The organism is Rhodanobacter sp. K2T2, assembly GCF_013408815.1.
GTDB lineage: Bacteria > Pseudomonadota > Gammaproteobacteria > Xanthomonadales > Rhodanobacteraceae > Rhodanobacter.
Window position 1 is genome coordinate 240,378 of the sequence record NZ_JACCCA010000007.1, and the last position, 23,683, is coordinate 264,060.

At 64.6% G+C, this 23,683-nt stretch carries 25 protein-coding genes; 14 read left to right on the forward strand and 11 right to left on the reverse strand.

Features of this window, described 5'->3' with window-relative positions; translation table 11 throughout:
* The first annotated feature begins 33 nt into the window (after positions 1 to 33).
* Positions 34 to 600, forward strand: a complete 567-nt coding sequence (gene dcd / locus HDE78_RS13325) for a dCTP deaminase (RefSeq protein ID WP_179480243.1) — start codon at positions 34 to 36, stop codon at positions 598 to 600.
* Positions 601 to 707: 107 nt separating this feature from the next.
* Positions 708 to 1,193, forward strand: coding sequence for a hypothetical protein (locus HDE78_RS13330; protein WP_179480245.1), 486 nt, complete (start codon positions 708 to 710; stop codon positions 1,191 to 1,193).
* Positions 1,194 to 1,296: 103 nt separating this feature from the next.
* Here the strand turns inward: HDE78_RS13330 and pcp are convergent, their stop codons facing one another.
* The 8 genes from pcp to HDE78_RS13370 are packed head-to-tail and all read right to left on the reverse strand — an operon-like array spanning position 1,297 to position 7,284.
* Positions 1,297 to 1,965, reverse strand: coding sequence for a pyroglutamyl-peptidase I (pcp, locus tag HDE78_RS13335; protein ID WP_218862333.1), 669 nt, complete (start codon positions 1,963 to 1,965; stop codon positions 1,297 to 1,299).
* 14 nt (positions 1,966 to 1,979) lie between these two features.
* Positions 1,980 to 2,948 (reverse strand): DUF979 family protein, encoded by a 969-nt coding sequence (locus HDE78_RS13340; protein WP_179480247.1) that lies wholly within the window; start codon positions 2,946 to 2,948, stop codon positions 1,980 to 1,982.
* Positions 2,949 to 2,950: 2 nt separating this feature from the next.
* Positions 2,951 to 3,646 carry a DUF969 domain-containing protein gene (locus HDE78_RS13345; protein WP_179480249.1) on the reverse strand — a complete coding sequence of 232 codons (696 nt, stop codon included), beginning with the start codon at positions 3,644 to 3,646 and terminating at the stop codon, positions 2,951 to 2,953.
* A 55-nt stretch (positions 3,647 to 3,701) separates the two neighbouring features.
* On the reverse strand, positions 3,702 to 4,466 hold the full coding sequence (locus HDE78_RS13350) for a 5-oxoprolinase subunit PxpA (RefSeq protein ID WP_179480250.1): 765 nt from the start codon (positions 4,464 to 4,466) through the stop codon (positions 3,702 to 3,704).
* Positions 4,467 to 4,507: 41 nt separating this feature from the next.
* Positions 4,508 to 5,503 carry a biotin-dependent carboxyltransferase family protein gene (locus HDE78_RS13355; RefSeq protein WP_179480252.1) on the reverse strand — a complete coding sequence of 332 codons (996 nt, stop codon included), beginning with the start codon at positions 5,501 to 5,503 and terminating at the stop codon, positions 4,508 to 4,510.
* Positions 5,500 to 6,231 carry a 5-oxoprolinase subunit PxpB gene (gene pxpB / locus HDE78_RS13360; protein WP_345776065.1) on the reverse strand — a complete coding sequence of 244 codons (732 nt, stop codon included), beginning with the start codon at positions 6,229 to 6,231 and terminating at the stop codon, positions 5,500 to 5,502. The genes HDE78_RS13355 and pxpB overlap by 4 nt, the downstream gene beginning before the upstream one ends.
* Complete coding sequence (locus HDE78_RS13365) at positions 6,203 to 6,571, reverse strand: HIT family protein (RefSeq protein WP_179480383.1); 369 nt, start codon at positions 6,569 to 6,571, stop codon at positions 6,203 to 6,205. The genes pxpB and HDE78_RS13365 overlap by 29 nt, the downstream gene beginning before the upstream one ends.
* A 53-nt stretch (positions 6,572 to 6,624) precedes the next feature.
* Positions 6,625 to 7,284, reverse strand: coding sequence for a dienelactone hydrolase family protein (locus tag HDE78_RS13370; RefSeq protein ID WP_179480254.1), 660 nt, complete (start codon positions 7,282 to 7,284; stop codon positions 6,625 to 6,627).
* A 207-nt stretch (positions 7,285 to 7,491) separates the two neighbouring features.
* On the opposite strand from HDE78_RS13370, the gene rimO reads away from it, so the two are divergent.
* The 3 genes from rimO (at position 7,492) to HDE78_RS13385 (ending at position 10,240) form a co-directional block, all read left to right on the forward strand.
* Complete coding sequence (gene rimO / locus HDE78_RS13375) at positions 7,492 to 8,829, forward strand: 30S ribosomal protein S12 methylthiotransferase RimO (protein ID WP_179480256.1); 1,338 nt, start codon at positions 7,492 to 7,494, stop codon at positions 8,827 to 8,829.
* A gap of 3 nt (positions 8,830 to 8,832) precedes the next feature.
* The gene (locus HDE78_RS13380; RefSeq protein ID WP_179480258.1) at positions 8,833 to 9,645 is read left to right on the forward strand and encodes a DUF3025 domain-containing protein; all 813 of its coding nucleotides are present in this window, start codon (positions 8,833 to 8,835) and stop codon (positions 9,643 to 9,645) included.
* Between the two features lie 82 nt (positions 9,646 to 9,727).
* Positions 9,728 to 10,240 carry a hypothetical protein gene (locus HDE78_RS13385; protein WP_179480259.1) on the forward strand — a complete coding sequence of 171 codons (513 nt, stop codon included), beginning with the start codon at positions 9,728 to 9,730 and terminating at the stop codon, positions 10,238 to 10,240.
* Between the two features lie 54 nt (positions 10,241 to 10,294).
* Here HDE78_RS13385 and greB read toward each other — a convergent pair whose 3' ends face one another.
* Both greB and HDE78_RS13395 read right to left on the reverse strand, forming a co-directional pair.
* On the reverse strand, positions 10,295 to 10,795 hold the full coding sequence (greB, locus tag HDE78_RS13390; protein WP_179480261.1) for a transcription elongation factor GreB: 501 nt from the start codon (positions 10,793 to 10,795) through the stop codon (positions 10,295 to 10,297).
* The gene (locus tag HDE78_RS13395) at positions 10,792 to 12,042 is read right to left on the reverse strand and encodes a hypothetical protein (RefSeq protein ID WP_179480263.1); all 1,251 of its coding nucleotides are present in this window, start codon (positions 12,040 to 12,042) and stop codon (positions 10,792 to 10,794) included. The genes greB and HDE78_RS13395 overlap by 4 nt, the downstream gene beginning before the upstream one ends.
* 308 nt (positions 12,043 to 12,350) lie before the next feature.
* Between HDE78_RS13395 and HDE78_RS13400 the strand changes: the two genes are divergently transcribed.
* The gene (locus HDE78_RS13400; RefSeq protein ID WP_179480265.1) at positions 12,351 to 13,841 is read left to right on the forward strand and encodes a transglycosylase SLT domain-containing protein; all 1,491 of its coding nucleotides are present in this window, start codon (positions 12,351 to 12,353) and stop codon (positions 13,839 to 13,841) included.
* 75 nt (positions 13,842 to 13,916) lie between these two features.
* On the opposite strand, the gene asd is transcribed toward HDE78_RS13400, so the two are convergent.
* Entirely contained in the window at positions 13,917 to 14,768 is an 852-nt protein-coding gene (asd, locus tag HDE78_RS13405) for an archaetidylserine decarboxylase (protein ID WP_179480267.1), read from the reverse strand.
* Positions 14,769 to 14,850: 82 nt separating this feature from the next.
* Here asd and prmB point away from each other — a divergent pair, with 82 nt between their 5' ends.
* The 8 genes from prmB (at position 14,851) to HDE78_RS13445 (ending at position 23,682) form a co-directional block, all read left to right on the forward strand.
* Entirely contained in the window at positions 14,851 to 15,777 is a 927-nt protein-coding gene (gene prmB, locus HDE78_RS13410) for a 50S ribosomal protein L3 N(5)-glutamine methyltransferase (protein WP_179480269.1), read from the forward strand.
* Between the two features lie 94 nt (positions 15,778 to 15,871).
* Positions 15,872 to 16,960 carry a chorismate synthase gene (gene aroC, locus HDE78_RS13415; RefSeq protein ID WP_179480271.1) on the forward strand — a complete coding sequence of 363 codons (1,089 nt, stop codon included), beginning with the start codon at positions 15,872 to 15,874 and terminating at the stop codon, positions 16,958 to 16,960.
* Positions 16,961 to 17,012: 52 nt separating this feature from the next.
* Positions 17,013 to 18,008: a D-glycerate dehydrogenase gene (locus HDE78_RS13420; protein ID WP_179480273.1), complete on the forward strand. Its 996-nt coding sequence runs from the start codon at positions 17,013 to 17,015 to the stop codon at positions 18,006 to 18,008.
* A gap of 129 nt (positions 18,009 to 18,137) precedes the next feature.
* A complete protein-coding gene (locus tag HDE78_RS13425) occupies positions 18,138 to 19,169 on the forward strand; it encodes an aspartate-semialdehyde dehydrogenase (protein ID WP_179480280.1) in 1,032 nt (343 codons plus the stop codon).
* Entirely contained in the window at positions 19,169 to 19,489 is a 321-nt protein-coding gene (locus HDE78_RS13430) for a hypothetical protein (protein WP_255457798.1), read from the forward strand. Before HDE78_RS13425 ends, HDE78_RS13430 begins: the two co-directional genes overlap by 1 nt.
* Positions 19,490 to 19,664: 175 nt before the next feature.
* Positions 19,665 to 22,040, forward strand: coding sequence for a FimV/HubP family polar landmark protein (locus HDE78_RS13435; RefSeq protein WP_179480282.1), 2,376 nt, complete (start codon positions 19,665 to 19,667; stop codon positions 22,038 to 22,040).
* Between the two features lie 191 nt (positions 22,041 to 22,231).
* A complete protein-coding gene (gene truA / locus HDE78_RS13440; RefSeq protein ID WP_179480284.1) occupies positions 22,232 to 23,059 on the forward strand; it encodes a tRNA pseudouridine(38-40) synthase TruA in 828 nt (275 codons plus the stop codon).
* Positions 23,056 to 23,682: a phosphoribosylanthranilate isomerase gene (locus tag HDE78_RS13445; RefSeq protein ID WP_179480286.1), complete on the forward strand. Its 627-nt coding sequence runs from the start codon at positions 23,056 to 23,058 to the stop codon at positions 23,680 to 23,682. Before truA ends, HDE78_RS13445 begins: the two co-directional genes overlap by 4 nt.
* The last annotated feature ends 1 nt before the right edge of the window (position 23,683 follow it).

The following is a 23,683-nucleotide window of genomic DNA, read 5'->3' on the forward strand; positions in this document are numbered from 1 at the left end:
CCAGCCGCAGCCCGCTTTGAGACTGGAGATCGCGTGAGCATCAAACCTGACAAGTGGATTCGCCGCATGGCGGAGCAGCACGGCATGATCGAGCCGTTCGAGCCCGGCCAGGTCAAGCTGCGGGACGGCCAGAAGCTGGTCTCCTACGGCACCTCCAGCTACGGCTACGACGTGCGCTGCGCCAACGAATTCAAGATATTCACCAATATCAACTCGACCATCGTCGACCCCAAGCATTTCGATGCGGGCAGCTTCGTCGACGTGACGGCGGATGTCTGTATTATCCCGCCCAATTCGTTCGCCCTGGCGCGGACGGTCGAGTACTTCCGCATTCCGCGCAAGGTATTGACCATTTGCCTCGGCAAAAGCACCTATGCACGCTGCGGCATCATCGTCAACGTGACGCCGCTGGAGCCGGAGTGGGAAGGTCACGTGACGCTGGAATTTTCCAACACCACGCCACTGCCGGCACGCATCTATGCCAACGAAGGCGTAGCGCAGATGCTGTTCCTCGAATCCGACGAGGAATGCGAAACCAGTTACAAGGATCGCGGCGGCAAATATCAGGGCCAGCAGGGCGTTACGCTGCCGCGCACCTGAGCCATCGCTTCCTGCGCCTGAACGGCCTTTGTAAAGGCCGCTGCCATTGCCGCAGCCGGGCGCTACACTCCAACCGATTGAATCGATCCACCGCACGGGAGACTTGCATGATCCGTTTTTCCACACTGCTGAAGCGCGCCACGGCCGCGATCATGCTGGGCAGCGTTGTGCTGCTTTCCGGTTGCCATATGTTTGGTGGGACGAAGCAGGTTCCTTCCTATACGGTGAAAGGTCAGTTTGACACCACCATCCAGGCTTACAAGGAAGGGCAATTTCTTGTCGATGGCGCCGTTTTGTCGGCAATCGACACAGGTAGCCATTTCGCCTATCTGAAAGATCAGGGCAAATTGCCCAAGACGGTGCTGCTGACGGCCAGCGACGATTCAAAAATCCGTAAAATTCACTTGCAGTACATGGCTCGCCTGCAGCTCGATTACGGTTTTCGCGTGTATTACCAGGACAAGGATCAGTTGGTCGAAATCAACCCGGTCGATACCAAGGCGCGCGCTCTGGAAGATCACCACGAGAAAGCACCGATTGAGGACTCCGCTCCACCGCCGCAGGACCATACCGGTGCGGGTAACGGTTACTGACCAGGCAATTTCTACCGTCTAGTCAAAAGGTCCGCGGAGCAATCTGCGGACCTTTTGCTTTTGAGTCGTTCAATGAGGCGAGCTGGGCGTGCTTAGCGCTGTATCAATCTATTGCACCGGCAGAAAGCTTGCGATCAACGCTGGTGACAATGGCGGTGCGCAGCGCAATCTCAAGTCCCTGCACGACATCAGCCTGCGCCATGCTGGCGGCGCCGCGCAAGCGTGCAGCCTGCTCCGGTAGGTAGGGAATATGCATGAAGCCTGCCCGCACGCCGCGCTTTTCAGAAGCTAGATGCAGCATGGCGTAAGCGATATGGTTGCAGACGTAGGTTCCCGCCGTTTGCGATATCTCGGCCGGCAGTCCCTTCGCGTGGAGCGCAGCAAGCATGGCTTTGATCGGTAGGGTGCTGAAGTATGCCGCCGGACCATCGGCAATCACCGGCTCGTCGACCGGCTGTGCGCCGGCGTTGTCGGCGATGCGCGCGTCCTGCACGTTGATGGCGACGCGTTCGATCGATAGCTGAGTACGACCGCCCGCTTGGCCCACACCGAGCAAAATAACCGGGGCGATCTCGCGGACGGCCGCCTTCAAGACGCGCAGCGAGCCGGCGAATTCGGTCGGCAGCTGACGGGCCACGATGCGATGCCCGCCGATGCGCTTTCCGTCCAACGTGCGCACCGTCTCCCATGACGGGTTGATGCTTTCGCCGCCAAACGGATCGAAGCCGGTCAGCAGAATGCGTGGCAGATCCTGGTGGGTGGTCTTTGGCATGGTCGGTGATCGAATCAGCGGAACACCAACAGATACATCAGCATGACGTTGGCGGCAAGAATCGCCAGCGCGCTGCCGAGCTGGGCACGAATCACGCCGTACGGGCTGCGCAGTTCCAGCAGGGCGGCCGGCACCAGATTGAAGTCGGCAGCCATCGGCGTCATCAGCGTGCCGCAATAGCCGCACAGCATGCCCATCGAGCCGAGAATCGCCGGATTCGCGTGATGCTGCTGGATCAACAGCGGCAGGCCGATGCCGGCCATCATCACTGGAAAGGCGGCGAAGGCGTTGCCCATGATTACGGTGAAGATCACCATGCCCAGCGCGAACCCCAGCAGGCAGGCGAGCGCGCTACCGGTAGGCAGCCAAGCGCTGGTGAGCCCGGAAATCGCGTTGCCGACGCCACTCTCGGTAAACACTTGGCCCAGTGCAGCGAGTAGCAGCGGCAAAACGGTAGCCCAGCCGATCGCATCGAGCAGGCGTCTGCCTTCGAAGAACCCGTCTTGCATCGGTGCGCGGGTGACGCGCGAGGCAGCGAACAGTGCGACAACACAGGCGAGCGCCAGGCCGGTCAGGGTCAGCTGCGGCTTGGCGAATACGGCGTAGCCCATGATCGACAGATGTGGGCCGAGCAGCGCGATCAGCAAGGTCACCAGTGGAATAAGCAGCGCAGGTACGAATAATCGGTGACCAAATCGCAGCGCCGATTGCCGGCGCGTCTCGCTGCCGACATCCTGCGCGTGCGGCACACGCCGCAACCGCGGCGCCAGCAGTGCGAGCAGAATCACGCCACCACCGACCAGTTGCGCGGGCAGTTCGTTCCCTGCTGCCTGCTGTGCCAGCACCTCGTCGCCACTGGCGAAAAGCAGGCCCAGCAGTAGCCAGAATGCCGCGCGCCAGCCCTGGCGCTCGCGCAGATGGCGTAGCCCTGCATAGAGCAAAAAAGCGGCGATCAGCCAGTAAGCGTATTCAACCCGCAGCATGCTCAGCCTTTCCTTGGTGCATGAACGTCGCCGGCCCGGCGTTGCAGCTGCCGTTGATAAAGCCAGACGCGCACCGATTGAATGACGAAGGCGGCCACAGCGGTCGGCAAGGCCCATAGAGCAATCGCCAACGGCGACAACTCGATGCCGTGCTGGGTATAGAACGCCTGAATCAGCAGCACGCCGCCGAGCGCAATGAACACGTCCTCGCCGAAGAAGCGGCCGACGTTGTCGGTGGCGGCCGCGATGGCGCGCACTTCATCGCGATCGGCATCGGTCAATGCCGGCAGGATTTTTTCCGCCGCCGCCTCGCTCATCGGGGCCAGCAGTGGGCGCACCGTTTGCGGTGCACCGGCGACGCCAGTCAGGCCGAACATCGCCAGCACTTGGCGCACGAGAAGGTAGCTCATCAGCAGTCGCGCCAGGCTCAGACCGCGCAGCTGGCCGATCCAGCGCTGCGCGTGTTCGCGTAACCCGGCACGCTCAAGCAGGCCGATCACCGGTAGGGTCAGCACAAAAAGCAGCAGCAGGCGGCTGGAGACGAAGCTTTTGCCCAGCAGCGCGAGCAGCGTCAGCGGGGCGATGCCGGCCAGCAGACCACTGGTCAGTGCGGCGCACACGACAACCGGCACCGGATTGAAGCGCAACAGAAAACCGATCACGATCACGGCGATGCCGAGCAACGGCCAGTAGTTCATCGGCTCGTCTCGGTAATGGCCGCGGCCTCCGCTAACAACGTCGACGCGACCAGCATCATTGCGTGCCCGGTGCGCTGATTTGCAAGCCAGCAGTCAGCAAGGCTTCGTGCAACCGGCTGGCGAACATCAGCGCGTGCGCGCCGTCGCCATGCAGGCATAGCGTGTCGGCGTGCAGCGATACGGTGCTTCCATCGTTGGCGATGACATGACCGTGCTGTGCGATAGCGATCGCCTGCGTTGTCGCGTCGTCGATGTCCTCGATGACGGCACCGGTTTCGCCGCGTGGCTGCAGCGAACCATCGTTGCGATAGCGCCGGTCGACAAACGCCTCGCTCGCCGCCGGCAAACCGATGGCTTCGGCCGACGCGATCAGCGCGGAGTTCGCCAGGCCAAACAGGCGCAGCCGCGGATCGAACCGATGAACGGCGTCGGCGATGGCGTCGGCGAGCGCGGCGTCGCGTGCGGCCATGTTGTACAGCGCGCCGTGCGGTTTGACGTGCGCCAGCCGCGTGCCGGCCGCGACGGCGAAGGCGTGCAGGGCGCCGATCTGGTACAGCGTCATGGCGTGTACTTCGGCCGGTGTCACGCGCATTTCGCGCCGGCCGAAACCCTGCAGATCCGGCAGGGATACGTGCGCGCCGATCGCCACGCCGTGTGCCATGGCCTGTTTGACGGTGTACTGCATGATCGTGGGGTCGCCGGCATGGAAACCGCAGGCGATGCTGGCGGAGCTGATCAGTGCCAGTACCGCATCGTCGGCGCCCATGCGCCAGGCGCCGAAGGACTCGCCGAGGTCGCAGTTCAGGTCGATGCGTTTCATCGCGTATCCCCTCTCATCCCATCCCACTCCATCTCGTTCGCTTAGTGTGCCGTCCGATCCAGCCGGAGCCTGCGCTGGATCGTCTGGATCAACTTCCCCAGCCGCTGCTCACGTTCGTGCAATCGTCGGACAGCGTCGTCGAGCGTGCTCGGACGAAAGCATACGGCATCACCGGGACGACGCTGTGCCAGTCGCGGTAGATCCACCACGGCGATCTGGCCGATGCGTGGGTAGCCGCCGGTCACCGGCGCTTCGGCCAGCAGTGCGATCGGCTGGCCGGACGGCGGCAGCTGCAGCGTGCCGGGAAGGGTGGCTTCGGAGATCAGTTCCAGCGGCTGGCGCAGGCTCAGCGTATGGCCGTCCAGACGTCCGGCGGTTCGGTTGCTGTCCTTGCTCAGAACGAACTTTCCATCATGCAAAATTTGCTGCGATCTTTTGTCCAAAAGCGCCGAGTGTTTGCCCGCCAATAGCGCCAGCGGCCGGAAAGCGAAGTCGAACCACGGATGCGGGTCGATGCTCCAGGGCAGCGATGTCAGTTCATCGTTGTGGTGCATGGATGCTTGCGATGTGCACGCTCCCGTCGGCAGTGCGTCACCCGCGCGCAGCGCCCGGCCGTTGGCGTAGCCCAGCCTGGCATGCAGATCGGTACTGCGGCTGCCCAGCACCTTCGCCACGTCGAAACCGCCGCCCACGGCTAGATAGCTGCGGCAACCCACCGACATGCCGCCGAGCTGCAGCACGCTTCCGGCGGGCAGCTGGCAGCGCGTCCACATCGGGATCGGTCGACCGTCGACCGACGCCTCTATCGTGGCGCCGGTCAGCGCGATCACGGTCGCTTCGATAAATTTCAATGTGGGTCCGAGCAAGGTGCATTCGATCGCCGCCTCGTTGTCGACATTGCCGACCAGCGCGTTGGCCAGCTGCAAGGCCGGCCCATCCATCGCGCCTGCGCGTCCCACGCCAAGCGCCGCATGGCCCGGGCGACCGGCGTCCTGCAGCGTGCTCAGAAGCCCGGGCTTGAGGACGATGACGCTCATGCGGATCGCGCTTTGGCGATCTGCTGAAAGGTCGCCCGATCGATCGCGCGGAACCGAACCCGATCGCCGGCGGCCAGCAGCGATGGAACATCGGCGGCGACATCGAACAGCTGCAGCGGGGTGCGTCCGATCAGCTGCCAGCCGCCGGGCAATTCAGTGGGATAGATACCGGTCTGTCGGCCACCGATGGCGACGCTGCCGGCGGGCACTCGCTGGCGCGGATCGGTCCGGCGCGGTACGGCAAGTGCCGGATCCAGTCCGAGCAGATAGGGAAAGCCTGGCGCGAAGCCGAGCATCGCCACTCGATATTCCACCGCGCCGTGGCGCACGATGACGTCCTCGATGGAAAAGCCGGTGAGCGCGGCAACGTCGGTCAGATCGGGGCCGTCGTAGAGCACGGGTATCTCGATCAGCGCAGATGCGGTCGCTGCCGTCGACAGGTCGGCCAGCGCGGCGATAACGGCATCGCCCAGCTGCTGATGCGGCGAGCGTCCTTCGAGCGCAGGCCAATGCGCGGGATCGAAACGCAGCAGCACGCTGGCATAGGCCGGCACATATTCCAGTGTCGGCAGCCGCTCTCGCAGATGCGCGGTAGCCGCATGGACGCAGGTGTTGAGGGAACTATCGATCGTGTCGCCGAAGCGCAACAGCAGGGCGTTCTCCGCCATCGCCTCCCACTGCACGGCAGTCGGCACGGCGCTAATGGGCGGTGCCGCCGAGCGCGTCACGCAGTGCCTCGACTCGTTCGTTCAGCGCTGGCGCGCCGTACGTCTCGGCCTTGCCATGGCCCCATACCGGGCCGGGCCATGCGGCGTCGCCCTCGATACGCGCCACCAGATGAATATGCAGCTGGCGCACGATATTGCCCAGCGCGCCGAGGTTGAGCTTGTCGCAGGGCGCCACCGCGCGCAGGGCGGCGGTGGCGCGGTCGACTTCATGCCACAGCGTTGCTTGGTCCTCAATGGCCAGATCGGTGATTTCGACCAGGCCGGCGCGGCGCGGTACCAGCACCAGCCACGCGTAGCGCGCGTCGTTCATCAGCAGCACGTCGCACAGCGGGAGCGACATCACGTCGACCGTGTCGGCCGCCAGTCGCGCATCGAGTGCGAAATGCCGATCGATCACGCCAGGTTCTTCTCGAAGAAGGCCAGCGTGCGCTCCATCGCCAGCTTGGCGGCGCTCGCGTCGTAGCTGCCGCGCTGGTCGCAGTTGAAGCCATGGTCGGCGTCGTAGACGTAGAAGCCGGCATCCGGATTGGCGGCCTGCACCTTGGCGCGATCGTCGGCGCTGATATGCGCGTCGCGTTCGCCGTAGTGGAACAGCAGCGGCGCCTTGGCCTGCAGGTCGACGAACATGACGTTGCGCCCGCCGTAGTAGCTCACGCCCGGCAGGCCCAGCTTGATCGCCGACAGGTACGCCACGCTGCCGCCCCAGCAGAAGCCGACGGTGCCGACTTTACCCGCGCCGGCAATACGCTTGGCGGCGGCTTCGACGTCCTGGATCGGCTGGTCGAAGCCGACCTTGCCGACCAGATCGATACCGGCCTTCATGCCGGCTTCGTCGTAATTCAGCTCGACGTTTTTCTCGGCGTGATCGAACAGCGCCGGTGCGATGGCGGTATAGCCGGCCTGGGCAAAGCGATCGGTGACGTCGCGGATGTGGCTGTTGACGCCGAAGATCTCCTGGATCACCACGATACCGCCCTTGGATTTGCCCGCGGGTTCCGCCAGATAGGCGTCGATAGTGGTATTGCCGCTTTCAAGCTTGATGAACTGGCCCATGAGTTGTCCTGTGCTGTGGTTGGGGGGTATCGGTGGCATCGCATGGAGAGCAGGGAAGCGATGCCGACGAAACGGTGGATCGAATGCGCGAAGTCTAGCGCGAGGCACCGCCCGGGCATGTTAGACATTCGTCGTCGCAAGGTGCTGCGGCCGATGGACGCGGCGCGCGGGGTACAATACGCAGTCTTGCCATCACGTTTCCAGCCCATGCCCGCCTCAGCCAGCCCCTCTGCCAGCACGCAAAAAATCGGTTTCGTCAGCCTGGGTTGCCCCAAGGCGCTGGTCGATTCCGAGCGCATCCTCACCCAGCTCAAGGTCGAGGGCTACGAGATCGTGCCCAGCTACAACGCCGCCGACGCGGTGGTGGTGAACACCTGCGGCTTTATCGATTCGGCCGTGCAGGAGTCGCTGGACGCGATCGGCGAGGCCTTGCACGAGAACGGCAAGGTGATCGTCACCGGCTGCCTGGGCAAGCGCGAGAGCCTGATCCGCGAGGCCTATCCAGACGTGCTGTCGATCAGCGGTCCGCAGGACTACGCCAGCGTGATGACGGCGGTGCACAAGGCACTGCCGCCGATGCGCAACAAGTTCCTCGACATCGTGCCGGACACGGGCGTGAAGCTCACGCCCAAGCACTACGCCTATCTGAAAATTTCCGAAGGTTGCAACCACCGCTGCAGCTTCTGCATCATTCCGTCGATGCGCGGCAACCTCGTCTCGCGCCAGGTCGACGAAGTGCTGCTGGAAGCCGAACGGCTGGTGAAGGGCGGCGTCAAGGAGCTGCTGGTCATCTCGCAGGACACCAGTGCCTACGGTGTGGATCTGAAATACGCCGAGCGCCCGTGGCGCGACAAGACCTACCGCACGCGCATGACCGAACTGTGCGAAGGCCTGTCGGAGCTGGGCGTGTGGTCGCGGTTGCATTACGTCTACCCGTACCCGCACGTCGACGAAATCATGCCGCTGATGGCAGAAGGAAAATTGCTGCCGTATCTGGATATTCCGTTCCAGCACGCCAGCCCGCGCATCCTCAAGCTGATGAAGCGGCCGGGCAATATCGACCGCACGCTGGAGCGCATCAACAACTGGCGCAAGGTCGTGCCGGATCTGACGATTCGCAGCACCTTCATCGTCGGCTTTCCCGGCGAGACCGACGCCGAGTTCGAGGAGCTGCTCGATTTTCTGCGTGAGGCCAAGCTCGATCGCGTCGGTGCGTTCGCCTATTCGCCGGTCGACGGCGCCAAGGCCAACGAGCTGCCCGATCCGGTTTCCGAAGAGCTGAAGGAAGATCGCCTCGAGCAGTTCATGATGGTGCAGGCGGAGATTTCCGCGGCCAAGCTGCAGCAGAAAATCGGTCGCACCATCAAGGTGCTGGTCGACGAAGCCGGGAAGGACGGTGCAATCGCGCGTTCGGCCGCCGATGCGCCGGAAATCGATGGCACCGTCATCATTGCGGACGGTCAGAAGCTGCGCCCGGGTCAGTTTGTCGACGTGGTCGTCGAGTCCGCCGACGATCACGACCTGCACGCCCGCCTCGTCGGCTGATCCATGCGCTATCACGCGCCGGCGCGCGGGACGGTCGATGCGGCCGCGTTTGCGCGGCTGCCGCTGGCGGCGTGGCGCGATCATGCCGCGAAGCTGGAGGGCGTTAATTGGCCGTCCATCGATACGCTGAACGATGCGCTCCCCAGCGATGCCTACGTCCGGTTCGTTGCGCAGACGCCAGAACTGCTCGCCGATGGCATGCACTACGAGCAGCGCATCGCCGAGCGCGGTGAAATTGCCACCCGTGAGGGCAACTGGCACGACCTGCTCAATGCGCTGATCTGGCTGCGCCATCCGGCGTTGAAGCAGGCGTTGAACCGACGTCAGGTCGACGAGATCGCACGCATGGGGCCGAAACAGCGCTCGCGCCCGCAGTACGCGATGACCCACTTCGACGAAGCCGGTGTGATCGTCGCCGTGCGCGACCCCGCGCTGCTGGCGCTGTGGAATGCGCACGACTGGTATGGCCTGTTCTGGAATCGGCGGCGGGCTTGGCTCGACGGCAGCATCGAAGTGGAAGTATTCGGCCATGCGCTGCTGGAGCACGCGCTGAGCCCGGATAAGCTGCTGGTCGGCAAGGCGCTGGTCTTCCAGCCGACGACCACGATGGACATGGCGGATGTGCATCGCGCCTGCGTCGATGCCGTGATGAGTGGACAGCTGCTGTGCGATCCGTTGGAGCTGCGGCCGCTGCCGCTATCGGGCATTCCGGGCTGGCATCCGCAGAGCGACGACGAAGCGTTCCATCGCAGCGCGGACTGCTACCAGCCGCGGCGGGCGGACCGCGAGTATCCCGACGCCTTGCGTCTGGCCTGAACCAGGCGTTGCTCCACGCTCACACTGACTAAATGCGCCGATGCTAGGCTCTGCGTTCACCGAAACCAACCAGGAGCGTTTGATGAAAACACGTACGACGGTAAACAAGCGCTTTAGGCGACCGCTGCTGTTATTGCTCGGCGGCATGCTGGCGATGGCCCCGTTCTGGTCGCAGGCGCAGCAGGTTCCGGTCTTTTCGCCGGAAGACAAGCAGGCGATCGAGAATTACAGCTTGAACGAAGACAACTTCAAGCGACTCGTCGGTGCGACCAAGGAAGCGCACGACCTGCACATCAATCCGGAGCAGCCGAAGGATTTTTCCAACGTGCACAGCCTGGACGATCTGGCCAACCTGCCGGTGGCGCAGGACAAGCGCGTGGCTCCGCTGCTGCAGAAGTACGGCTTCACGCCGCGCGAATTTCTGCTGGCGAACTTTGCGCTGATGAATGCGGGTATGGCCGTGCAGGCCAAGAGCCATCCGGAAGCGGCGCAGTATATGGACAAGAGCCGGATCAACCCGGCCAATGTCAGCTTCTACGAAGCACACGAGGAGCAGATCGGCGCGCTGCAGCAGGAACTGAACGGCGCTCAATAGTCGCTTTCGACGCCTGCGGCAATCGTCGCGGGCGTCACCTTCCAGCGGCCGCCTTCAGGCGTATTCGATGCCGATAATGGCGAACGCTGCCGGACCATGCGGCAATTCCACGTTGAACTCGTCGTCGACACGTCGCTTCAGCGCGGCACGCGCCAGCGGCGAGTCGATACTGATCCACCCACGCTTGGCGTCGGTCTCGTCCGGCCCGACGATCCGGTAGTGGACGATCTCGCCGGTATCGACGTTTTCCAGTTCGATGCGCGCGCCGAAAAACACCAGGCCCGGATCGCCCGGCAGTCCTTCCGCGACTTTCAGATCGGGAATGCGCTTGCTCAGATAGCGCGCCCGCCGGTCGATTTCACCCAGCTGCCTTTTGCGATAGATGTATTCGGCGTTTTCCGAACGATCGCCTTCGGCTGCCGCGGCGGCCAGAGCCTTCACCACCTGCGGCCGCAGCACGTGCCACAGGTGATCGAGCTCGGCCTTCAGCCGCTCGAAACCCTCGCGGGTGATGATCGCGGTGGAGCGGGGTGACGGCGGGCGCCAGCGGCTCATGGCGTGCGCGCCAGGCGCGATCGCTGCAGGCCGATTTCTGCGTGCAGCGGGTGTTCCGGCCACGCGCAAGCCAGGCTATCCAATAGCTGTGCCGCTTCGCTTTTGTGCTCGGGCTCGTCGGCCAACAGGCGCGCGGCCAGCAGGCCGACATGCGGTGCATCGGTGTCGCGCGGCCACGTGTTGAGAAATCCGCGGCCGAGATGAAGCGCCAGCCGGCGCATGCCCAGCCGCGCCGACAGATCGGCCAGTTCGCGGCAGGTGCGCGGGTCGTCGGGAATGAAATGCGCGTCGATGCCGCAGCACTCCTGCAGCACGCCCAGCGCGCGTTTGGCTTCGCCCTGGGCCATCAGCGAAGCCATCCATATCTGTCCGTGCACCAGCAGGCCGTCGCGAAAACCCTGCTGCTGAAGCAGCCGTCGATACGCCAGATGCAGCGGCGTCGGCGCCACGCGATTCTGCATGCGCGCCACCAGCAGCGACGTGGCCGCCATCGGATCGTCCGACGCCAGCGCTTCGACCTGCGCCAGCAAATCTTCATCGGCATCTTGTCCGACGGCCTTGGCCAGCCGTGGCGCTTCGGGCTCCAGTCCGAAACGCTCATGGCGCTGATGAATAAGTACCCCCATCAGATGGAAGGCCAGCACGGCGAGATAGCTGTAGGCAAAGGCGAACAGCGGCAGCGCCAGGATCTGCGGCAAAAAGGCGGTGGTGATCGATGCGATGACGATCGTGATGGCCAGCAGCCCATTGATCGCCACCGGAACCAGATACGCGCTGCCGAAGGCGCCGATTACGCGAGCCCAGTTCAACGGGTTGATCGCCAGCGCCATATTGCCGTCGAATGCCAGCGACATGTCGATCGCCGGCAGCACCAGCGCAAACAGGATCAGCAGCGGCAGCAGCGCATGCGGATAGAACACGATCGCCAGCACGCAAAACGCCACCACCAGCAGATGGATGGCGGTGAGCCCCCAGGCGCTGGCGTCGCCGCTGTCCACGCCGACATCGGGTGGATCGGCGTAGCCGTTGGCGGTGTGCAGCAGGCAAGTGGCGGCATAGCGCCAGGTCGCGGTCCATACCAGCATCCTGGCCAGCACGCCGATGTACGACGGTAACAGGCCGACATAATGAAACAGCGCCAGCGCGACGCAGGTGGCCAACCCTGCGCCGCGCAGCGGGTAACCGAAGCCGCTGCGCAGGCGTTCGCGGAACGGGGTGTCGGCCGAAGCCACTTCGATGCGTGCCATGCCGAATTCAGCACTCGTCGCCGGCAAGGTCGCAACGCCTATAACGGCCGCGGCGTTTGCCAACAGGAGCCGTCGGTTCCGTTTCCTTTTTGCAGCCAGGTCGATGATCGCCCGGGCCGTTCGGGCGGGTGCGGCGTCTGTTACTGCGGTCGATGGGGGTTTCCTTCATGGTGTGGCAATCCGTGGTTGGCCGCTCGATTGTAGCGATCAGCCGATGCCTGTCGTTATCCGCGCCGTTTGCAGCCATGGTCGTTGAGTCAAAACGCCGTGCGGGCTATGGTGGGCGCTTTGCAGCCAGCGAACTTTCCATGTCGGTACTTCTCCGTTGCCTCCGTGTCGCGCCTCTCGCTGCCGCCATGACTTTGCTTGCTGCTTGTGCAACCACGCCCTCGGCGGCCGGCAAACCCAGTGCCCAGGTCAACGCGCTCTACGCTCAGCTCGACCAGGCCAGCCAGGGCTACGAAGTGGCGCTGCAGCAGTCGCGCCAAGGCAACGTGCAGGCCTCGCAGATCACGCTGACGCAGTCGCTGGATCAGCTCAAGGCGGCGGCGGCGCGCTGCGGCAGCACGCCGGGCTGCGATTCGCAGCGCTTCTATTCGGTGTTCGATCATCTGCTGCGGCTGAAGGACGGCGACTTCGGCGGCGATCAGGATCTGGACAGCGATATCGATCCCAGCCAAGCCGCGCTGCCGACCGGCAAGACCGGCGCGGCCAGCCTGCCCGAGGCGCAGCGCAGCGTGACCCTGCTGCACGGGCAGAAACTCTCTGAGTTGATCGCGATGAACGGGCCGGTCAAGGCGGCGCTGGAAATGTGGCTGACGCAGTGGCGCCCGGCGCTGATGGATGCCTACGTCAACTACCAGTACATGCGCTTCGAGATGTGGCCGCAATACCAGGCGGCGGATCTACCCGAAGCGCTGCTGTTCGGCATCATGGCCAAAGAGTCCGGCGGCAAGGTGCATGCGGTATCGCGCTCGGGTGCGGCCGGGCCGCTGCAGTTCATGTATGCCACCGGCACGCGCTTCGGCCTGACCAGCGACGGCGGCTTCGATCTGCGCTACGACCCGTCGGAATCGGCGCGCGCCAACGCCGAGTACATCAACGAGCAGCTCGGCCAGTTCAACAACAATCTCGAGCTGACCATTGCCGCTTACAACGGCGGCGAAGGGCGCGTGCGCCGCGTGGTCGGCGACGATACCTCGGTGAGTTTTTACGACCCGCGCATCTACAACCAGCTGTCGCAGGAGACGCGTGACTACGTGCCGTCGGTGCTGGCGGCCGCGTGGCTGTTCCTGCATCCGGACAGCTACAACCTGAAATTTCCCAAGGTCGATGGCGCACCGGGCAAGGTCACGCTCAAGCGCGCGGCCTCGCTGTCCGAGCTCACCGTCTGCCTGGGTTCGTCCAACGGCATGAATGACGGCTGGTTCCGCACCTTGCGCAACCTCAATCCGCGGCTGGATCCGCAGGCCCAGCAACCGGCGGGCAGCGACATCCACCTGCCCAAGTCGCTGGAAAGGGTCTATGCCTCGCGCTGCGTCAGCGGCCCGTGGCCGATTCTCGCTAACGATCTGCATACGGCGGTGATTCCGGTGGTTGCCTATACACCGACGCCATCCTCGCCCGCGCCGAAGGCCGAACGACGCTACAAGGTGTACAAAGTTCGTCGGGGCGATTCGCTAGCCAGTGTTGTGCGCAAGTTGCAGTGTTCGAGCATGCAGGAAGTAGCCGATCTGAATGGGTTGAAGCATCACTCGATCAGCCCCGGTCAGACGCTGAAGCTGCCCGATTGCCGCTAGTCGGCGAATCAGTAAAACCTGCGTCACCGCATTGGCGAGTGACGCAGGCGGTTCCACGCGCGGCGGTTTCAGGCGTTAGTTGCTTGAGTTTGAGCAGAGGCCGATGCGCTGACCGACCAGCACCGCCTGCTGCGGCTGCAGCGCATCTAGCGTGACCATGCCCGCCGGCATGAGCAGGATCACGGTGGAGCCCATATTGAAGCGGGCCATTTCGGCGAACCGCTCCAGCGTGATGTTCTGGCCTTCGAACGACTTGCGCCGGATCGACGAGGCATACGGTGGAATCACCAGACCGTCCCACACCGTGGCGACCGACGACACCAGAATGGCGCCGACCATCACCAGCACGAACGGGCCGTGCTCGCCTTCGAAATGGCAGACCAGCCGTTCGTTGCGCGCGAACAGCCGCGGAATAGCCTCGACCGCGAACGGCGCCACGCTGAAGATGCGGCCGGGCACGTGCACGGTTTCCTTCAGCCGCCCGGCCATCGGCATGTGCACCCGGTGGTAGTCGCGCGGAGAAAGATAGACGTTGACGAAGCGGCCGTTGCGATACGGCGCCGCGGCGGCCTCGTCGCCGAGCAGCTCGGCCGCGGTGTAATCGTGGCCCTTGGCCTGGAAGATCCGCCCGTCGACGATATCGCCGGACTGGCTGACGCGCCCGTCGGCCGGGCAAAGCAGGGTGGTCGGGTCGGCATCGGCAAGCCGGGCGTCGGCGCGCAGCTTGCGGGTAAAGAAGGCGTTGAAATGCTGGTAGGCCAGCGGATCGGGCTGCAGCGCCTCGGCCATATTGACCTGGTAGTTCCGCACGATGGTGCCGATCAGCCAGTTTTTCCACGGCGCGAACGTCCAGCGCGTAGCCCAATAGACCACTCGCGACAGGGCGCGGTGGGGCAGCACGTACTGGAGGATGATCTTGAAGGTCATCCTGCCAGTATAAGCAAGCCGGGCGATCCGGGTCGCTGGCTTTATACTGCCCGCCCTTGAATGCGCCTGCCCAGGATTTTCCGTGACTGCCGAACTCGCCTCGATCATCGACTTCATCCGCTATGGCGCCAGTCGCTTCTCGGCCGCCGGGCTGACCTTCGGGCACAGTCACGACAACCCGATCGACGAGGCCACCCACCTGGTGCTGGCCAGTCTGCATCTGCCGCCGGATATTCCGCCGGCCTACGGCGCGGGACGTTTGACCAGCGAAGAGCGCGCCATCGTGCTGGCGCTGATCGACCGCCGCGTCAACGAGCGCCTGCCGGTCGCCTACTTGGTCGGTGAAACCTGGTTCGCCGGCCTCAAATTCAAGAGCGACCGCCGCGCGCTGGTGCCGCGCTCGCCGATCGCCGAGCTGATCGAGTCGCGCTTTGCGCCGTGGCTGGACCACCGACCGATCGAGCGAGCGCTGGATCTCTGCACCGGCTCGGGCTGCATCGGCATTGCCATGGCCGAATACAACCCCGACTGGCAGGTCGACATCGTCGATATCAGCGAGGAGGCGCTGTCGCTGGCACGCGAGAACATCGTGTTCCAGCACCTGGAAGGCCGCGTGCATGCGATCCAGTCCGATCTCTTCGCCGGCGTCGAAGGCCGGCATTACGATCTGATCGTCTCCAATCCGCCCTACGTCACCGAAGACGAGTACACCGCGCTACCGGGCGAATACCGGCATGAGCCCAAACTCGGGCTGACCTCGGGCGCGGACGGTCTGGACCTGTGCCTGCGCATGCTGGACGAGGCGGCCGAGTATCTCACCGACGAAGGCCTGCTGATCGTCGAGGTCGGCGAAAGCGAGCACGCGCTGGCGGCGCTGCTGCCCGAAGTGCCGTTTATCTGGATCGAGTTCAAGGTCGGCGCGATGGGCGTGTTCGCGCTCGAGCGGCGCGACCTGATCGAGCATGCCGATGCCATTCGCGCGGCGGCGGCCGCTCGACGCGCGGTTTGATGCGCCTGCCGCAAGCATCGGACCGTGCATGGCGCGCCGCACGGCTGAGTCTTCGCGGTTAAGCTGTAACGGTTATCCACGACGCATCGACGCCATGTCCAGTAATTCCTTCGGCACGCTTTTTACGGTCACTACCTTTGGCGAGAGTCACGGGCCGGCGATTGGCTGCGTCATTGACGGCTGCCCGCCCGGGCTGCCGATCAGCGTCGAAGAATTTCGTACGGATCTCGATCGTCGCGCCACCGGCCGCAGCCGCTACACCTCGCAGCGGCACGAGGCGGACGATGTGGAAATTCTCTCCGGCGTGTACGAGGGCAGGACCACCGGCACGCCGATCGGGCTGCTGATTCGCAACACCGATCAGCGCAGCAAGGACTACGGCGACATCGCGCAGACCTTCCGTCCGGGCCACGCCGATTACACGTACTGGCAGAAGTACGGCATCCGCGATCCGCGCGGCGGCGGCCGCTCGTCCGCGCGCGAAACCACCATGCGCGTGGCGGCAGGGGTCATCGCCAAGAAGTGGCTGGCCGAGAGATACGGCGTCCGCATCCGCGGTTACCTGGCGCAGATCGGCGACATCGTCGCGAGCGCGTTCGACTGGGATGCGGTCGAGCAGAATCCGTTTTTCTGGCCCGATGCCGGTCAGGTGGCTGAGCTGGAAGCCTTCATCAACGCGCTGCGCAAGTCCGGCGACTCGGTCGGCGCACGCGTCAACGTGGTCGCCGAGGGGGTGCCGCCGGGCTGGGGCGAGCCGATCTACGGCAAGCTCGACAGCGACCTGGCCAGCGCGCTGATGTCGATCAATGCCGTCAAAGGCGTGGAGATCGGCGATGGCTTCGCCGCGGTGAGCCAGCGCGGCAGCCAGCATCGCGACGAGATTCGTCTGGACGGCTTTGCGTCCAACCATGCCGGCGGGATTCTGGGCGGCATCAGCAGCGGGCAGCCGGTGACGGCATCGATGGTGCTGAAGCCCACGTCGAGCATTCTGATTCCCGGCCAGAGCGTCAATACCGCCGGCGAAGTGACCGAGGTCGTGACCAAAGGCCGGCACGACCCCTGCGTCGGCATTCGCGCCACGCCGATCGCCGAGGCGATGATGGCGCTGGTGCTGATCGATCATGCGCTGCGCCATCGCGCGCAATGCGGCGACGTCGGTATCGTCGAGCCGCGGATTCCCTGATGCGTTCTACGCCGGATAGGGCGGAAGGCTCCATTGAAAGGACAGTGCTTAAGTGAGCGAGCGACAACGCGTATGGGTATCGCGCCCCATTTTTCCCGAGACCCTGACGACGCTGGGGCAGTATTTTGAGGTCGTGGCCGAGACCGTGGAGCAGAAGCTTTCCGCCGAGCAGCTGAAAGCCACGCTGATGGACGTCGATGGTGCCATCCTCGGCGGCGGCGACCGTATCGACGCGGCCTTGCTCGATGGCAATAAGCGACTGAGGGTGGTCGCCAACCTCGGCGTGGGCTACAACAATCTGGATATCCCTGCGCTGACCAAGGCCGGCGTGCTCGCCTGCAATACGCCCGAGGTGCTCGACGAGAGCGTGGCCGACTACGCGTGGGCGCTGATGCTGGCGGCCGCGCGACGCGTAGGCGCCGCCGAGCGCTGGCTGCGGGCAGGGCAATGGCACGGCATGCGCTTCGACGACTGGCTCGGTGTCGACGTGCACGGAAAGACGCTGGGTATTCTGGGCATGGGCCGCATCGGCCAGGCGATCGCACGCCGCGCCGCGGGTTTCGACATGCCGGTGATCTATCACAACCGCCATCGCCTGTCGGCGGATATCGAACAGGACTGCAAGGCGCGTTACGTCGAAAAACATGCGCTGCTGGCGGATTCCGATCATCTGATCCTGGTGCTGCCGTACACGCCGGAAAACCGGCACGCCATCGGCGCGGCCGAGCTGGCGATGATGAGGCCGCATGCCGTACTGGTGAATATTGCGCGCGGCGGCATCGTCGACGACGCGGCGCTGGCGGCGGCTCTGCGCGAGGGGCGCCTGGCGGCGGCCGGCCTGGATGTGTTCGAAGGCGAGCCGGCGGTGCATCCCGATCTGCTGGCCCTCGATAACGCCGTGCTGAGTCCGCATATTGGCAGCGCTACCGCAGCAACCCGCCGCGCGATGGCCACATTGGCGGTCGATAATGTCATTGCGGCGCTGGGCCACGGTCCGCATGCGGGGCATCCACCCACGCCGATCAATGCCGAGTTGCTCACAAAGTGAGCGCTCAACTGGCCGTCCAAATGTTTGCACGTGTACTCTGTGGCGCGGCGGGATTTCGGCATCGCGATTGTTCCGCCATGTTTTCTCCCTTGAGCCATCCTTAGAACCGGAATCGCAGGTAATCAATCCGTGAGTAAAAAGAGCAGTTACAAAGTGGCCATGGTCGGTGCTACTGGCGCCGTCGGCGAGACGCTGCTGGCGATCCTGGCCGAGCGTGATTTTCCGGTCAGCGAGCTGGTGCCGCTGGCGAGCGAGCGATCCGCCGGTGGCAAGGTCAAATACGCCGGGCAGGACGTGACCGTGCAACTGCTCGATACCTACGATTTTGCCGGCGTCGATATCGCCTTCTTTTCCGCCGGCGGTTCGGTCAGCCGCGCGCATGCGCCGCGTGCGGCGGCGGCCGGCGCTGTGGTGATCGACAACACTTCCGAGTTTCGCTACGACGACGACGTGCCGCTGGTGATCAGTGAGGTCAACCCGCACGCCATCGCCGACTACACGCGCCGCGGCATTATCGCGAACCCGAACTGCTCGACCATGCAGATGCTGGTGGCGCTGGCGCCGATCCATCGTGCCGTGCAGATCGAGCGGATCAATGTAGCGACGTATCAGTCGGTGTCGGGTGCCGGACGCACGGGCATGGAAGAGCTCGGCCGGCAGACCGCGGCGCTGCTGAATTTCCAAAGCGTCGACCCAGGCAAGAAATTTCCGGCGCAGATCGCGTTCAATGTCATCCCGCAGATCGACGACTTCCAGCCCAACGGTTACACCAAGGAAGAAATGAAGCTGGTGTGGGAGACGCGCAAGATCCTCGAGGACGAGTCGATCCAGGTCAATCCGACGGCCGTGCGTGTACCGGTGTTCTACGGCCACTCCGAGGCGGTGCATATCGAGACGACCGACAAGATCACCGCCGAGCAGGCGCGCGAGCTATTGGAAAAGGCGGAAGGCGTGATCCTGGTGGACGAGCGCAAGCCCGGCGGTTATCCGACCCCGGTGGGGGAGGCCGCCGGCAACGACGCGGTCTACGTGGGGCGCATCCGCGAGGATATTTCGCACGAGCGCGGCCTGGACCTGTGGATCGTCTCGGACAACATCCGCAAGGGTGCCGCGCTCAACGCCGTGCAGATCGCCGAAAAGCTGATCGAGGACTATCTGTGATGGCGCGTACAAGCATGACGCTGGCTCTGAAAGCCGCCACCCTGGCGCTGCTGCTCGCTTCCCCCGCGGTCTGGGCCGATGGCCGGGCGATGTCGCACAAGGACCGATCCGGTGCGGCGACGCAGGCCTCGCTGGCCCGCGCCAAGCAGAAACTGCAGCAGCAGCAGGCTCAGGTGGCGCAGTTGCAGGGTTCGGTCGCAAAGCAGGAGTCGGACAGCAAGCAGGCCAGCGAAAGGTTGCAGCAGCAGGACAAGGCCATCGCCCAAATGCAGCAGGAACTGCAGGCTCTGCAGGCAAAACAGGCAGCAGGACATCGCTAAGACGGCTGGCATAGCGAGAACGGACTACAGGAATGTACTGCAAGTGGTCGTTTCAGCTATTGTTGATTGGTCTGCATGTAACTAAAGTGGTTCCGCGTATGGAGCACGCTGCGGCGTCGGCAACTTCATCAATGGCGCTGTCCATGGCGTCAAGAGTCGTTCGGGGGAAAACGCAATGAATCGTTCGTTGAAGTTGTCGATGCTCGTCGCGTTGGCATTGGGCAGCAGCCAAGTGCTGGCGCTGGACATGGGGCAAATCCAGGTCAAGTCGGCCCTCTGGCAGCCGCTGCTGGCCGAGATCCCGATCAATTCCGCTTCGCCGGCCGAGCTGAAAGGACTGACCGTGCAACTGGCCTCCAACGAGGACTTTGCGCGTGCGGGCATTGTCGGCGGGCGAACCACCGTGCCGCTGAGCTTCAGCGTGGTGAACAGCGGCGGGCGACCGGTGATCCGCATTACCAGCACGGTCGCCGTCAACGATCCCTATCTGGACCTGCTGCTCGAGGTGAACGATCACGCGGGCAAGAGCGTGCGCGAGTTCGCCATTCTGCTCGACCCACCCAATTCTACGCCCGGCGCCGGCGTCGCGACCGCTCCATCGGTGCCCGTTCGCTCGGCCCCGGTTCGCCCGGCGCGCACCACGCCATCGACGTCGACCGCCGCCGAGTCTGCGCCCGCGCCGCGCCCGCATCACCCGGCAGCAGCGCCGAAATCCGACGAGGCCGCCGCCGGCGCGAGCAAAGGCAAGTACGGCCCGGTCGAAAGCGGGCAGACGCTATCGTCCATCGCGCGCAGCACGGCGCCGAGTGCCGGCGTCAGCATGAATCAGATGCTGATCGCGCTGAAGCAGGCCAATCCCGACGCGTTCTATCGCGACAATATCAACGCGCTCAAGCGCGGCGTGATCCTGCGCATTCCTACCGCTGCCGAAGCGCAGACGCTCGCCGCTGCCGCGGCGGTCGCCGAAGTCCAGCAGCAGAATAGCGACTGGCGCGCTGGCCGTGTCGGCAAATCGACCACCGTTGCCGACACGGCGACGCGTTCGCCAGCTTCCGGCACAGCCTCGTCAGGATCCAACGGCGTCACGGATCGTCTGGCGCTGGTGTCTGCGGCGGATCGGCAAGGGGCGAGCGGTCAGGGCGGCCAGGTTGGTGGCAAGGGCGATCAGTCGTCCGCCGGCCTGCGGCAGGAGCTGCAGCGCACCAAGGAAAGCCTGGCCAGCGTGCAGCAGCAGAGCAGTGATCTGAAGACGCGGCTGCAGGATCTGAACGATATCAACAGCAAGAACGAGCGCCTGCTGTCGCTCAAAGACAATCAAATCGCCGAGCTGCAGGCCAAGCTCGCCGCCGCGCGCAAGGCCGCCGGTTTGCCGGTGCAGACCGTGTCCGCCGTCGCCACACCGGCCAAAGCCGCCACGGCTGCGGCGAAACCGCCGGTTACGGTGGCTGCCGCGGGTTCCGCAGCGGCGCCGGGTGCAACCGCGTCGGCTTCTGCCGCCGCGCCGGTCGCGTCCAGCTCGGTGAAAACGGCGCCGGTCGCGGCGGTTGCCGCGCCAGCTGCGGTCAAGCCCAAGCCCGTCATCGTGCCGACGCCGGTCGCCGAGGATCCCTGGTATATGCAGACCTGGGCATGGGCAGCGGGTGCCGGTGCGGTGGTCGTCCTGGTGCTGCTGGCCTTGCTTGGCCGCCGCCGTAAGGCAGCGGCCGAGGTCGAGTCGTCGCCGGCGTCGCTGGCCGATCGTTTCGGCTCCGAGTCGATCGGTCACGATCCCAGCGATATCGATCAGAACGAGCTGCTCGATCAGCTGGCCGAGCATCCGGACGACATCGGCCTGCATCTGGAGCTGGTCACGCTGTATTACTCCCGCCGCGACGTCGATCATTTCGAAGCGGCTGCCGAAGCCATGCACGCGCACATCACCGATACCGAGCAGGATGAGTGGCAGGACGTGCTGCATATGGGCGAGGATCTCGCGCCGGGCCACCCGCTGTTCGATCACCACGTGGAGCTGCCGCCGCACGAAATGCATGAGGCGCGCCGTGCGTTCGATATCGACCACTATGCGTCGGACGACGTGATGCCTGATTTAGAGGCGCCTGCGGCGAAGACACCGTCGGCGATGCCGCCGTTGCCACCCTCGAAGATGGTCAGCGAGTACCACTTCAATTTCGACGGCGACAAGCCTGAAGTGTCCAGCACAGCCCCTGGCGAGCCGGAGGACGACGTCATGCTTCCGCCGGTGACGGCGCCGGATTCACACGACGAGCTTTCGCATGCAGCCCCGGTCAAGGCCGTATCGGATTTTGGCTTCGACGAGCCGGAGTCCTTTCACACAGAAACATTCCATAAGGACAGCGACCTTGGCGGCAATCAGGGACTGAATCTGGATGATTTCAACGATGACCCCGTCGATACCAAGCTCGATCTGGCGCGCGCCTATGTCGACATGGGCGACGCCGACGGCGCGCGCGCCATGCTCGGCGAGGTGATCAAGGAAGGTACGCAGATTCAGCAGGATGTCGCCAAACGGCTGCTGGAAACGCTGCACTGATCGTCTGCCGCGACCGATGTACTTGACCGTCGGGCCGGCCTTGCCGGCCCGACGTCGTTGTCGGCGACCGCCGACCGAGGATGGCCCAGTGTCGCGAGCGCCCCTGGAGGGATGCCCAAAGAGCGGGCACAGGATGCGCAGGAGCGACCTGCTAATCTTGTGCGTCTTCGATCGAGCTTTTACCGAACGTCATGCGCATCGCCCTGGGTATCGAATACGACGGCACCGATTTCTCCGGCTGGCAGCGGCTGAAAACCGAGGCCAGCGTGCAGGCGAGCGTGGAGCAGGCATTGTCCAGAGTTGCCGCGCATCCGGTGGAAATCAGCTGCGCGGGTCGTACCGATGCCGGCGTGCATGGACGCTGTCAGGTCGTGCATTTCGACAGCGAGGCGCAGCGCGACATGCGCGGCTGGATGCTCGGCGTCTCGTCCAATCTGCCCGATAGCGTGGCGGTGCTGTGGGCGCAGCCGGTGGCGGCCGAGTTTCACGCGCGCTACGCCGCGCGCAGCCGCCGCTACCGCTATCACATCCTCAATCGGCCGGTGCGCGCGGCGCTGGACGCGCGCTACGTCACCTGGGAGCGCCTGCCGCTCGACGCCGATCGGATGCACGAGGCGGCGCAGGCACTGTGCGGCGAGCACGACTTCAGCGCATTCCGCGCGCTGTCCTGCCAGGCCGCGCATCCGCGTCGTACGGTGCTGAACGTGTGCGTGCGGCGCGAGGGTCAGCACGTTTTCGTCGAGATCGAGGCCAACGCATTTTTGCATCACATGGTGCGCAATATCGTCGGTTCGCTGCTGCTGGTCGGCCGCGGCGAAAAACCGACGACATGGATGGGCGAACTGCTGGCCGGCTGCGATCGCCAGGTGGCCGGTCCCACCGCGCCGGCATCGGGCCTTACCTTTCTGGGGCCGCGCTACCCGACCCACTGGGGTCTGCCGGCCGAGGTCAGTCAGCTCGAACCGTCGGTGCCTGAAGCATTGCCCATCGAATCAGCATGGCCGGAGACTGCCTCGTGACGCGCATCAAATGCTGTGGCATGACCCGGGTCGAGGATGCGTTGCTGGCTGCGCGGCTGGGGGCGGACGCGATCGGGCTGGTGTTTACCGCGCGCAGCGCGCGTCGGGTCACCATCGAACAGGCCGTGCAGATTCGCCGGGCGCTGCCGCCGTTCGTGAGCGCGGTGGCGCTGTTCATGGACGACGCCGAAGTGCTGGTGCGTGAGGTGATCGACGCCGTGCAGCCGGACCTGCTGCAGTTTCATGGGCAGGAGAGCGACGCGTGGTGTGCCCAGTTCGGCCAACGTTACCTCAAGGCGATCGCGATGGGCGAGGGTGCCGCGGCGCTGTCGCGGCTGCACGATTATCCGGGCGCTGCCGGACTCCTGCTGGATGGTCACGGGCTCGGCGAGGTCGGCGGCAGTGGGCGCACGTTCGACTGGTCGCAGATGCCGCGTGACCTGACGCAACCGCTGATCCTCGCCGGCGGACTCACGGCCGACAACGTGGCTCGGGCCATCCGTATCGCCCGGCCGTGGGCGGTGGACGTGGCCAGCGGCATCGAGATTTCGCCCGGTATCAAGGATGCCGCTAAGATGACGGCTTTGATCGACGCGGTTCGATCCGTCGCCATGCCCGCCTGAT